Source organism: Microbacterium aureliae (genome assembly GCF_054780155.1).
The window spans coordinates 773,173-785,598 of record NZ_BAAGWW010000002.1; the positions used below are offsets into that span (position 1 = coordinate 773,173).

Consider the following 12,426-nt stretch of genomic DNA (forward strand, 5'->3'; position numbering starts at 1 on the left):
CGTCATGAGGGTCATCTCGTACAACCTGCGCAAGCATCGGGCGGCCACCGAGCTCGATGCCCTGGTCGAGCGTCACAACGTCGACGTGCTGTGCCTGCAGGAGTGCGACTCCGCGGACATCCCCGAGACGATCCACGGGCTGCGGCTCGCGCACGCCACGCAGCGCAACCGGCTGGGCCTTGCCGTGTACTACCGCGAGAACACCTACCGGATCGTCGAGACGCGCCTCCTCTCGCTCAAGAAGTCGCTGCACGACCGCGTCCTCAAGCCCGCCGAGGAGCGCATGCTCGGCGTGCGACTGCATGACATCGACGCGGGGCGCCACGTGATCGTCGCGTCCTTCCACGCCGCGCCGCTGACGGCGCTGAACTCCCTGCGCCGCCACCAGATCCGCACGGCGCTCGCCGAGATCCAGCACCTCGGCGAGGGGCTGCCGGCGCTCATGGTCGGCGACTACAACTACCCCGTCTTCAAGGAGCACCTGGGTCAGCACGTCCGCAGCCAGGGATACGAGCTGTCGCTGAGCGATGCCCGCACCTACACGCGGTACCGGTTCTTCCGCGGGCACTACGACTTCGCGACCTCGTCGGGCTTCACGATCGACAAGGTGACGACGCTCCCGCAGGGTCTGAGCGACCACCTGCCGATCCTCGTGACCGCGCGCGTGACCGCAGAGGCCGAGCTGGGCGTCGCGTGAAGCCGCGCGCGGATCCCGCCGGGGCAGTCGGCGGGCCGCGCCTCGTCGTTCCCGACGTCCTGCGAGGGACGGCACTAGTGGCGATGCTGATCGCGCACGCCGTGCCGTTCCTTCCCGACGTCCCCGCATGGCTCGGCTTCACCATGGCCCAGATCAACGATCTCGCTTCACCGCTGTTCGCCCTGGTGATGGGGATCTCCACACAGCTGGTGATCGTGCGCACTGCGCGGCCCGGCATCCCTTACATGGTCTTCCAGCAGCTTCTGCGCGGGGCGATCCTGATCGCGCTCGGGATCATCGTGTCGATGTGGAGCACGTGGGTTGTCGTCATCCTGAGTCATCTCGGCATCCTGCTGATCGTCGGCCTGCCGTTGCTGTTCCTGCGGACGCGCTGGTTGGCGATGGTCACCGTCGGGCTCGCAGTCGTGAGCGATCCACTCAACGCGTGGTCCAGGCAGGTGCTGTGGCCGCTCCTTGACGGAGATGCGACAGGGATCCTGCGCGAGCTGGCGTCCTGGACGGTGCTCGGGTCGATGTATCGACTGACGAATCTGCTGCCCTTCTTCCTGCTCGGGGCGCTGCTGATGCGTCACGGGTTCACGCGAGACCGCGTGCTGTGGACGATGATCGCCGTCGCTCCGATCGCGTATGCGGTGCGGCCGGTGCTCGGATCGGCGGGAGGCTACGCGATCTCGGGGTCCTGGCCGGACACGCTTCACGATGTGGGTCTCGTGTTCGCCGTTTACGGAGCAGTCGTGCTGCTGGCCACGAGCGAACATCCCCGGTGGCGACGCGCTGTGGATGCGGCGTTCTCGCCGATGCGCGCGGTCGGTGCGGTCGCACTCAGCCTGTACGTGCTGCATGTGGGGATCCTCGCCTTCTGGGGCGGAGTGTGGCCGTCCTCGAACGACTACATCGGCTGGCTCGTCGTGGTGCCGGGCATGATCCTCGTCGGGTGGCTGTGGTGGCGACACGTGGGCACAGGTCCGCTTGAGCGCGCCATGGGCCTGGCGACCGGACGTCGCGCGCGGCGCTGACGACCAGGCGCCCAGCCGCCGGTCGGGTTGACGCGGTTTGCGGTTGCGGCGGCCGGTGATGGCGGATGCCGTCAACCTGGCGCGGGCGCGGGTTCCCCGGGTTGGCCCTGTTCGCGGTTACGGCCGTGGGTGGTGACGGATGCCGTCAACCTGGCGCGGCGGTCGGCCGAGCGGTTGACGCGGTTTGCGGATGCGGCGGGCGGTAGTGACGGATGCCGTCAACCCGGCGCGAGGATCGGCTGAGCGGTCGACGCGATTTGCGGTTGCGGTGGCGACGGATGCGGCGACGACGCGGCCAACCCTACGCGCGGCCGGGTCGGGTGCCGGGTTGACGCGGTTTGCGGTTGCGGGGGCCGGTAGTGACGGATGCCGTCAACCTGGCGCGAGGGTCGGCCGCGCGGTTGACGCGGTTTGCGGTTATGGCCGCCGGTAGCGACGGATGTCGTCAACTCGCTGCCGCGCGCGCCCCCACCCACCCGTCCATCACCACCCCGCTCTTGACCCGCGCCCTAACCCGCGTTAGCATCGGAGCACGCCCACCTAACACGCGTTAGCCCACCGGAAAGATTCCCGCAATGTCGCGCCCCACGCCCCGCCGCAACGTCACCATGAAAGACGTCGCCGCCGCCGCCGGGGTCTCGCGCACCGCGGTGTCGCTCGTGCTCAACGACCGCCGCTCCGTCACGCTCGCCGACGACACGCGCGACCGCGTCCTGGCCGCCGCCGCCCAGCTCGGCTACCGCCCGAACGCCGGCGCTCGCGCCCTCGCGCAGCAGCGCAGCGACTGGTACGGCCTGGTGACCGAGATCGTCACCGCGCCGTTCGCCGTCGACATCATCAAGGGCGCGCAGGACCGCGCGCTGCTGAACGACAAGTACCTGCTGATCGCGTCGACCGAGTCCGATCCGGATGCAGAGACCGCCGCCATCGAGCGCCTGCTGGAGCAGCGGGTCGAGGGTCTCATCTACGCCGCGACGTGGCATCGGGCCGTGAAGGTGCCCGACCTCGCGCGCGAGGTGCCGACGGTGCTGGTCAACTGCTTCGACCCCGAGGGCCGGTTCCCGGCCGTGGTCCCGGACGAGCTCACCGGCGGGCGCCGGGCGACCGAGCGGCTGCTGGCCGCCGGCCACCGCCGCATCGGCTTCGTCAACCTCGACCCCGAGATCCCCGCGGCGGTCGGCCGCCGCCAGGGGTATCACGAGGCGCTGCGGGCCGCCGGCATCCCGATCGACGAATCGCTCGAGCTGTCGGGACACGCCACCGCCGACGGCGGCTTCACCGCCGTCGAGGCCCTGCTGGATCAGAAGGACCCGCCCACCGCGCTGTTCTGCGCGAACGATCGCATGGCCATGGGCGCCTATGACGCGATCAAGGAGCGCGGGCTGAAGATCCCCCACGACGTCGCCGTCATCGGATTCGACAATCAGGAGCTCATCGCGGCCTACCTGAGACCGGGTCTGACGACGGTGGCCCTGCCCTTCGATGAGATGGGCGCCCGCGGCGTGGAGATCCTCGCCGCGATCACGGCGGGAAAGCCGACCGACACGACAACCGTGACGGTCGACTGCCCGCTCCTCGAACGCTCGTCCGTGTGACTGGACATCTCTAGACGAGCGAGACCCTTCGGCTTCAACGAAGAAGAAAGGAACAGCACCAATCATGGCACTGCACATCAGGGCGGCACGACTGTGCGCGCTCGCGGCGGCCGCCGCGCTCGCCCTCACCGGCTGCGCCGGCGGCGGCCAGGAGGCGGCATCGTCCGACCTCGACGGCACACAGCTGCTCACCATCCCGCGCGAGGACATGGGCACGTTCGACCGGAACTTCAACCCGTTCGCCAACCCCGACTTCCCGATGACGCATCAGGCGATCTACGAGTCGATGCTCATCTTCAACCCCGCCGACGGGTCGACCACGCCGTGGCTGGCGACGGACTGGCGGGTCGCCGAGGACGGCTCCGGCATCACGTACACGCTCCGCGACGACGTGACCTGGTCCGACGGCGAGGACTTCGGCGCCGACGACGTCGTGCTGTCGTTCGACCTGCAGCGTGAGATCCGCGGCGGCTTCGACTACATCGACACCGTCACGGCGGTCGACGACCTGACCGTCGAGTTCGCCTTCAACGAGCCGTTCTCGCCGGCGCTGCTGGACATCGGCCAGCAGATCATCGCGCCCGCTCACATCTGGAGCGAGGTCGAGGACCCCACCACCTTCGCCAACGAGGAGCCCGTGGGTACCGGTCCCTACACCGAGGTCTCGAACTTCCAGGCGCAGTCCTTCGATCTGCTGCGCAACCCGAACTACTGGCAGCCCGACAAGCAGAAGATCGAAGGCGTGCGGATGCTGGCATTCGCCGGCAACGACGGCGCCAACCTCGCCGCGGCCAACGGCGACGTCGACTGGGCCCCGCAGTTCATCCCGAACATCGACGAGGCGTACGTGGCGAAGGACCCGGAGCACCGCTTCTACTGGTTCCCGCCGACGGGGTCGATGATCAACTGGCAGTTCAACACCACCAAGGCGCCCTTCGACGACCCGAACGTGCGCAAGGCGCTGTCGATGGCCGTCGACCGCGAGCAGGTGACGAAGATCGGGATGCAGGGCTATACCGATCCGGCGGACTGCACGGGTCTGTCCGGCGCGTACGACTCGTGGCGCGACGACAGCATCGCCGGCGAGTGCGCGTGGACCGAGCGCGACCTCGAGGCCGCGGGCGAGCTGCTGGACGAGGCGGGCATCACCGCCGGCGCCGACGGCACGCGCACGCTGCCCGACGGCTCGCCGTTCGCGTTCGACTTCTCGGTCGGCTCGACCTCGAGCGACTGGGTGTCGGTCGGCAACGTCATCTCGCAGAACCTCGCCGACCTGGGCGTCACCGTCACCGTCGCCGCGCGCGACTGGGGCGACGTCGTCGCCGGCTACGAGAACGGCACGTTCGACTCGGGCATCGTGTGGAGCGCGGGCGCCCCGACGCCGTACCAGTTCTACCGCGGCGTGATGTCGACCGAGACGGTCAAGCCGGTCGGTGAGCAGACGTTCGACAACTTCCACCGCTACGGCAACGCCGAAGCCGACGCGCTGCTGGACGAGTTCGCCGGCGCCTCGGACGAGGCCGACCAGCAGCGGATCATGAGCGAGCTGCAGGCCCTCTTCGCCGAAGAGGCACCGGTGGCGCCTCTCTTCCCCGGCCCGGAGTGGGGCGCCGCCAGCAGCGAGCGCTTCACCGGCTGGCCCAGTGAGGACGACCCGTACGCGACGCTGTCGGTCCGCGCCCGCACCGCGGTGCTGATCCTGACGTCGCTGGAGCCGGTCGCCGGCTGATCGCCCGGGGTCGCGCGCGTGCGCCGCGTGCGCGCGCGACCCCGCCGCCCTCTCATCCCACCCAGACCTCGAGGAGGTTCCCATGGGCTACATCGCGCGCCGTCTCGGCTTCTACCTGGCCGCGTTCTGGGTCTCGATCACCCTCAACTTCATGCTGCCGCGGCTGATGCCCGGCGACCCGGTCTCGCGCATGGTCGCGCGGTTGCAGGGCGAGATCCGCCCCGACCAGATCGACGCGCTCCGCCGCTCGTTCGGGCTCGACGACGCCCCGCTGTGGGAGCAGTACGTCCGCTATCTCGGGCAGCTGTTCAGCGGCGACATGGGCTTCTCGATCTCGCGGTTCCCGTCGCCGGTCACGCAGGTGATCTCGGCGCAGATCGGCTGGACGATCCTGCTGGGTCTCACCTCGCTCGTCGTCGCCGTGCTCATCGGCAACCTGCTGGGGATCCTCGCGGCGTGGCGCCGTGGCGGCATCCTGGACTCGGTCCTGCCGCCGGTGCTCGTGTTCATCGGGTCGTTCCCGTACTTCTGGCTCGCGATGGGGGCGCTGTGGCTCTTCGGGGTCACGCTCGGGTGGTTCCCGCTGCGGCACGCGTTCTCGGTCGGCTCGGTGCCGGAGTTCTCGCTCGCCTTCCTCGGCGATGTGCTCTACCACCTGGTGCTGCCGGCGACCTCGATCGTCCTGGTGTCGATCGGCGGCTGGATGCTGGGCATGCGTAACACGATGATCGCCACCAACGCCGAGGACTACATCGTGATGGCCGAGGCCAAGGGCCTGCGCCGCAACCGCATCATGCTGCGCTACGCCGCACGCAACGCCCTGCTGCCGTCGGTGACCGCGTTCGGCATGTCGCTGGGCTTCATCGTCGGCGGAGCCCTGCTCACCGAGGTGGTCTTCGCCTACCCCGGCGTCGGCTACCAGCTTCTGCAGGCGGTCACCAATCTCGACTACCCGCTGATGCAGGGGCTGTTCCTCACCATCACCACGGCGGTGCTGATCGCGAACTTCGCCGTCGACGTCGTCTACGTCCGCCTCGACCCGCGCGTGCGCGTCAGCTAGGAGGCCCTCATGTCACTCGCACAGGACCCTCGTGTCATGGCCGAGCTGGATCTCGGCGTCGCCCCCGACGGGGCGCCCGGCAGTGGTCGGGATGCCGCGCCCGCCGCGGCCCGCCGGCCCCGGCGCGCACGCACCGGGCTCGTCGCCGGCCTGCGGGGCAACGCCAAGGCCGTCAGCGGTCTGGTGATCCTCGCCCTCTTCGCCGTCGTCGCTCTGCTGGCCCCGGTGATCGCGCCGGGAGACCCCATGCTCATCCAGGGGTTCGGCGCGCAGCCGCCCTCGCCCGAGCACTGGTTCGGCACCACCGCCAAGGGGCAGGACGTCTTCGCGCTGAACGTGTGGGGCGCGCGGTCGTCGCTGTTCGTCGGCTTCGTCGTCGGCATCGCCGCGACCTTCGTGGGTCTGCTCGTCGGGCTCGCCTCGGCCTACTTCGGCCGCGCCGTGGACAACCTGCTCTCGCTCATCACGAACGTCTTCCTGCTGCTGCCGGGCCTGCCGCTGCTGGTGATCCTCGCGGCGTTCCTGCCGCAGGGCCTCGGCACCGTCATCGTGGTGCTGGTGATCACCGGCTGGGCGGGGTCGGCGCGGGTGCTGCGCTCGCAGGCGCTGTCGATCCGCGGCAAGGACTTCGTCGCCGCCGCGCAGGTCACCGGCGAGCGGGGCGTGAGGATCATGTTCCGCGAGATCCTGCCGAACATGGCTTCGATCGTCATGTCGACGCTGCTGGCGTGCGTGATCTTCGGCATCGGGGCGCAGGCGGGCCTGGAGTTCCTGGGCCTCGGCGACATCTCCACGATCAGCTGGGGCACCAACCTCTACTGGGCGAGCAACGACGGCGCCCTCCTCACCGGGGCGTGGTGGGTGTTCGTCCCGCCCGGAGTCTGCATCGCCCTGGTCGCCTTCGCCCTGGCGCTGGTGAACTACGGCGTCGACGAGGTCACCAACCCGCGCCTGCGCCGGCCCCGCCGCCGCACGTCCCCTGACGAGCCGACGCCGGTGGCGACGGCATCCGCCCCTGTATCCGCACGCCGCCAGAACGGAGCCGGCCGATGAGCGCGCTGCTCGAGATCGAGGACCTCACGGTCGAGTACGTCACCGAGGCCCGCACAGTCCGCGCCGTGGACGGCGTGAGCTTCACCGTCGCCGAGGGCGAGGTGTTCGGCCTGGCGGGGGAGTCCGGGTGCGGCAAGTCCACGATCGCCAACGCGATCCTGCGGCTGCTGCGCGATCCCGCGGTCATCGCCGGCGGGTCGATCCGCTTCCGCGGCATCGACGTGCTGGCCCTCGGCGCCGACGAGCTGCGGGCGTTCCGCTGGCGGCAGGTGGCGATGGTGTTCCAGAGCGCCATGAACTCCCTGAACCCGGTCATGACGATCGGGGACCAGATCGCCGACATCTTCACCACGCACGAACGGATGCCGAAGAGGCAGGCCCTCGCCCGTGCGGCGGAGCTGCTCGACCTCGTCGGCATCCCGCGTGATCGGCTGGCGTCCTACCCGCACCAGCTGTCGGGAGGCATGCGCCAGCGCGTGGTCATCGCGATGGCCACCGCGCTGCGTCCGCCGCTGCTGCTGCTGGACGAGCCGACGACGGCGCTGGATGTCGTCGTCCAGCAGGAGATCATGGCCCAGATCAAGGACCTGCAGCGCGAACTGGGGTTTGCGGTGCTGTTCATCACGCACGACATGTCGCTCATGGTCGAGCTGTCCGACCGCATGGCGGTGATGTACGCGGGGCGCTTCGTCGAGACGGCGCCCGCACAGGCGGTGTTCCACGACCCCCGGCATCCGTACACGCGTGCGCTGATGAACGCGTTCCCGCCCCTGACCGGTCCGCGCACGCCGCTGCGCGGACTCGGCGAGGGCGTCCGGTTCCGCCGCATCCCCGACCTCGAAGAGGTCGCGGCGGGTCACTTCGTCGCGCCGGTGGGCGCTGACGACCTGCGAGAGGCGGTCGTGTGATGAGTGTGAGGACGGCGGTGACGCCCGTGCTGAGCGTGCGGGGACTGCAGAAGACGTTCGCGACGGGCGGGCTGTTCTCGCGCACGAAGGTGCGGGCCCTCGGCGGTGTCGATCTCGACATCGCCCCCGGCGAGATCGTTGCGCTGGTCGGCGAGTCCGGCAGCGGCAAGTCGACGTTCGCCCGGTGCGTGGCCCGGCTCGAGCAGCCGAGCGGCGGGACGATCGCGTTCGAGGGTGCGGATGTGCTGCGCACCGAGCCCCGGGCGGCGAGCCGGGAGTACCGGTCTGCGGTGCAGATGATCTTCCAGGATCCCTTCGGGTCGCTGAACCCGGTGCACCGGGTGTCGCACTTCCTCGAGCGGCCGCTCCGGCTCCACGGCGTCGTCGGCCGCGGCGGCATGGACGAGGCGCAGCGGCGGCTGATGGCGAAGGTCGACCTTCCCGCCGAGCTGCTGGACCGGTATCCGCACGAGCTGTCGGGCGGGCAGCGGCAGCGCATCGCGATCGCCCGCGCGCTGGCGGTGGGTCCGCGCCTGATCCTCGCCGACGAGCCGACCTCGATGCTCGACGTGTCGGTTCGGATCGGGGTGCTCAACCTGATGCGCGACCTCTGCCGGCAGCAGGGCATCTCGATGCTCTACATCACGCACGACCTCGCATCGGCGCGCTACCTGGCCGACCGCATCGTCGTGATGTTCGCGGGGGAGTTCGTCGAGGGCGGCGAATCGCTGGACCTGCTCGCCCATCCCGCCCACCCGTATACGCGGCTGCTCATCTCGGCCGTCCCCGATCCCACGCGCGCCGGGTCGTTCGACCCGGTCGAGCGGGCGCACCTTCGCCGCGAGGTGCTGCAGCCGACCTCGTGCGCGCACGCCGGCCCGGACTGCTCGGCCGAGCAGCCTGTCTTCCACCGGCTGAGCGACCTGCCCGAGCACTGGGTGCGGTGCGGGCTGTACGCCCCGCCCGCCGACGCCCCCGGCACCGCGCTGCAGCGGACCATCACGACCGACACGGAGACCCACGCATGACACTGATCGACGACGCCGCTACTGTCGGGGCTGTGGCCTCATCGACGGAGCTCGAGGCCCGCGCCGCTGCCGACCCGCACCGGCCGGGGTTCCACTTCGTCTCGCCCGCCGGCTGGCTGAACGACCCCAACGGGCTCGCGCAGCGCGGCGGCGAGTACCACCTCTTCTACCAGTACAACCCCGAAGCGCCGGTGCACCACCGCATCCAGTGGGGTCACGCGGTGAGCACGGATCTCGTGACCTGGCGGGATCTGCCGATCGCGCTCGAGCCGAGCGCCGGTCCCGACGAGGACGGCTGCTGGTCGGGTGTGCTCGTGACCGACGACGACGGGGTGTCGCACCTGGTGTACTCGGGTCGCCAGGGCGATCGCGAGCTGCCGTGCCTGGCCACCGGCAGCGCCGATCTCGTGACGTGGACGAAGGATGCCGCGAACCCGGTGATCGCGGCGCCGCCGGCAGGGCTCGACATCGTCGCGTTCCGCGATCACTGCGTGTGGCGCGAGGACGACCGCTGGCGCCAGATCATCGGCTCCGGCATCCGGGGAGTAGGCGGAACCGCGCTGCTCTACGAGTCCGACGACCTGCGCTCCTGGACCTACGTGGGCGAGCTGCTGACCGGCGACGCCGCGGACGGCGCGCTCGGCGACCTCGACTGGACCGGGACGATGTGGGAGTGCGTCGACCTGTTCGGGGTGCCCGGCGGCGCCGACGCGCTGGTGTTCTCGGCGTGGGACGAGGGGCGGACGCTGCATCCGCTCTACTGGTCGGGCCGCTACGCCGGCGACCGGTTCGAGCCCGAAGGCCTTCACCGGCTCGACCTCGGGGGCCGCTTCTTCTACGCGCCGCAGTCGTTCCGCGACGAGTCGGGCAGGCGCATCATGTTCGGCTGGATGCAGGAGGCCCGGCCCGACGCGGCGGTGCTGCAGGCCGGCTGGTCGGGCGTGATGTCGCTGCCCCGGGTCGTCACGGCGGGTCCGGGCGGGACGCTGCATCAGGCGCCCGCACCCGAGGTGGACGCGCTGCGGCGGGAGCTGCTGTACGACGGCGCCGCCGACGGGCTGGCGGGTGTCGCCGGCGACCAGCTGGACCTGGAGTTCGACCTCTCGGTGCCCGACGGCGGATCGGTCGAGGTCGCGGTGCGGGCGTCGGCCGACGGCGCGGAGCGGACGGTGTACCGCCTCTCGCGCACCGGGGATGCCGTGCACTTCGCCCTCGACAGGTCGGCGTCGTCGCGGGATGCCGCCGTGGATGCGGCGGCGCTCGCCGGCGAGGTGCCGGCCGGTGACGGCATCCGTCTTCGCGTTCTCGTGGACCACTCGGCGCTCGAGGCGTTCGCGAACGGCGTGCCGCTGTCGGGCCGCGTCTACCCGACGCGCCCCGACAGCCTGGGCGTCGAGGTCGCCTGTGCCGGCGGCGCCGCGGGGTCGGTGCGCGCGTGGCGCATGGCCACCGTGACCCGCTGACCCGCCGCGTCTCACCCCCGCGCGCGGGGCTGCGGCTGTCGCCGCGCCCCTCGCCGGCTAGCTCACCCCCGCGCGGGGCTGCGGCTGCCGCCGCGCCCCGCGCCGGCTAGGAGATCCGCACTGCTGAGGATGCCGGGTCCGCCGCGCGTCCTCACGAGTGCGGATCTCCTAGCCGGCGACCTGCTCCACCCCCTTCCAACGATGAAAGGTGACCCATGTCCGAGAACTCCACCCCCCGGTCCACGCTGTCGCGCCGCGGTCTGCTGACGGGTGCGGCCGCGCTGGGCGGCGCCGCTGTCCTGACCACCGGCACGGGGGCCGTCGCGGCTCCCCGGCCGACGGCATCCGGGACCATGTCGAAAGGTCGCACGCGCATGCGCCCGCAGTACCACTTCAGCGTTCCCGACAACTGGAAGAACGACCCGCAGCGGCCGATCTGGCTCGACGGCGAGTACCACTACTACTACCTCTACAACGCCGACTACCAGGCGGGCGGGTCGGGCACCTCGTGGCGGCGCGCGACCACGCGGGATCACGTGACGTTCCGCGACCAGGGCGTGGCGATCCCGAAGTTCAGCAACGGCAACGGCGACTGCTGGTCGGGGAGCATGGTCGTCGACGAGCGCGGCACGGCCGGCTACGGCGAGGGCGCGGTGATCGCGCTGGTCACGCAGGCGCCGGAGTGGCGGCAGGCGCAGTTCCTCTGGTACTCCACCGACGGCGGCCGGTCGTTCCGTCCCGGCGGGTCCGACCCGGTGCTGCCGAACCCGGGAGTGCAGGACTTCCGCGACCCGAAGGTCATCTGGGACGACGAGCGCGAGCGCTGGTTCATGCTCAACGCCGAGGGGCAGCGGCTGGGCTTCTACGCCTCGGCGGACCTCAAGGCATGGCGCGAGGTGGGGGAGTTCCGCCGCACCGACCTGGGGCTGCTGGAATGCCCGGACCTCTTCCGCATGACCGCCGACGACGGCACGACCCACTGGGTGCTCGGCACGAGCGCGAACGGCAAGGGGCGCGGCCTGCCGGCGACCTATGCGTACTGGACCGGCGCGTTCGACGGCACGTCGTTCCGGGTCGACCACGACGAGCCGCAGTGGCTGGATCGAGGCTTCGACTTCTACGGCGCCGTCACCTACGAGCACCGCGACGCGTCGGGCGCGGTCGACGAGACCCTGCGCCACGCGATCGGGTGGGCGAACTTCTGGGACTACCCGCACAACACCCCGACCCTCGCCACCGACGGCTACAACGGCGACGACATGATCGCCCGCGACGTGCGGCTGGTGCGGTCGGGGTCCGGGTACACGCTCGCGTCGCAGCCGACCGCCGCGCTGCGGGACTACACCACCCGCACGCACCGGCTCGGCGACCTCACCGTCGACGGCACGCGCGACCTCGCGGTGCGCTCGCTCGCGTACGAACTGTCGTGCGAGATCACGTGGTCCGGCCGTCCCGGGAACGTCGGCGTCGAGGTCTGCCGCGCCCCCGGCGGCGGGCGGCATGTGGCCGCCGGCATGTTCCTGCCCGGGCCGTTCACGTACGTCAACCGCCGGCCGACGATCAACCCGACCGGCGGCGAGTCGCAGTTCGCCGCCGACCCGTCCACCGGCCGGCTGCGGCTGCGGATCCTCGTCGACCGCACGAGCGTCGAGATGTTCGTCGGCGACGGGCAGGTCGTCCACTCGCACCGGGTGTTCCCGCTCGAGGGCGATGACGGCATCCGGCTGTACTCGTACGAGGGGGCGTCGGTGTTCCGCGACCTGACGGTGCGCGAGCTCGCGGTGCGGTAGGGCTGCTCTGCGGATGCCGGTGCCCGCGGCCCGCGGTGGCGGAGTTGACGCTGTCGGTGGTCACGG

The 12,426-nt window shown here is 70.9% G+C and carries 10 protein-coding genes; all 10 read left to right on the top strand.

Going from position 1 to position 12,426, the window contains the following annotated elements:
* The first annotated feature begins 4 nt into the window (after positions 1-4).
* The 10 genes from ACYVF4_RS09730 (at position 5) to ACYVF4_RS09775 (ending at position 12,360) form a co-directional block, all read left to right on the top strand.
* Entirely contained in the window at positions 5-697 is a 693-nt protein-coding gene (locus ACYVF4_RS09730; RefSeq protein WP_460722128.1) for an endonuclease/exonuclease/phosphatase family protein, read from the top strand.
* Positions 698-774: 77 nt separating this feature from the next.
* Complete coding sequence (locus ACYVF4_RS09735; RefSeq protein ID WP_460722130.1) at positions 775-1,734, top strand: DUF418 domain-containing protein; 960 nt, start codon at positions 775-777, stop codon at positions 1,732-1,734.
* A gap of 575 nt (positions 1,735-2,309) precedes the next feature.
* A complete protein-coding gene (locus ACYVF4_RS09740; protein WP_460722132.1) occupies positions 2,310-3,329 on the top strand; it encodes a LacI family DNA-binding transcriptional regulator in 1,020 nt (339 codons plus the stop codon).
* A 64-nt stretch (positions 3,330-3,393) separates the two neighbouring features.
* The gene (locus ACYVF4_RS09745) at positions 3,394-5,058 is read left to right on the top strand and encodes an ABC transporter substrate-binding protein (protein ID WP_460722134.1); all 1,665 of its coding nucleotides are present in this window, start codon (positions 3,394-3,396) and stop codon (positions 5,056-5,058) included.
* Between the two features lie 82 nt (positions 5,059-5,140).
* Positions 5,141-6,118 (top strand): ABC transporter permease, encoded by a 978-nt coding sequence (locus ACYVF4_RS09750; protein WP_460722136.1) that lies wholly within the window; start codon positions 5,141-5,143, stop codon positions 6,116-6,118.
* A gap of 9 nt (positions 6,119-6,127) precedes the next feature.
* Positions 6,128-7,171 (top strand): ABC transporter permease, encoded by a 1,044-nt coding sequence (locus ACYVF4_RS09755; protein WP_460722138.1) that lies wholly within the window; start codon positions 6,128-6,130, stop codon positions 7,169-7,171.
* Positions 7,168-8,079: an ABC transporter ATP-binding protein gene (locus ACYVF4_RS09760; protein ID WP_460722140.1), complete on the top strand. Its 912-nt coding sequence runs from the start codon at positions 7,168-7,170 to the stop codon at positions 8,077-8,079. Before ACYVF4_RS09755 ends, ACYVF4_RS09760 begins: the two co-directional genes overlap by 4 nt.
* Entirely contained in the window at positions 8,079-9,107 is a 1,029-nt protein-coding gene (locus ACYVF4_RS09765) for an ATP-binding cassette domain-containing protein (protein WP_460722142.1), read from the top strand. The genes ACYVF4_RS09760 and ACYVF4_RS09765 overlap by 1 nt, the downstream gene beginning before the upstream one ends.
* 32 nt (positions 9,108-9,139) lie before the next feature.
* Positions 9,140-10,570: a glycoside hydrolase family 32 protein gene (locus ACYVF4_RS09770; RefSeq protein WP_460722144.1), complete on the top strand. Its 1,431-nt coding sequence runs from the start codon at positions 9,140-9,142 to the stop codon at positions 10,568-10,570.
* A gap of 215 nt (positions 10,571-10,785) precedes the next feature.
* The gene (locus tag ACYVF4_RS09775; RefSeq protein ID WP_460722146.1) at positions 10,786-12,360 is read left to right on the top strand and encodes a glycoside hydrolase family 32 protein; all 1,575 of its coding nucleotides are present in this window, start codon (positions 10,786-10,788) and stop codon (positions 12,358-12,360) included.
* Positions 12,361-12,426: the final 66 nt, after the last annotated feature.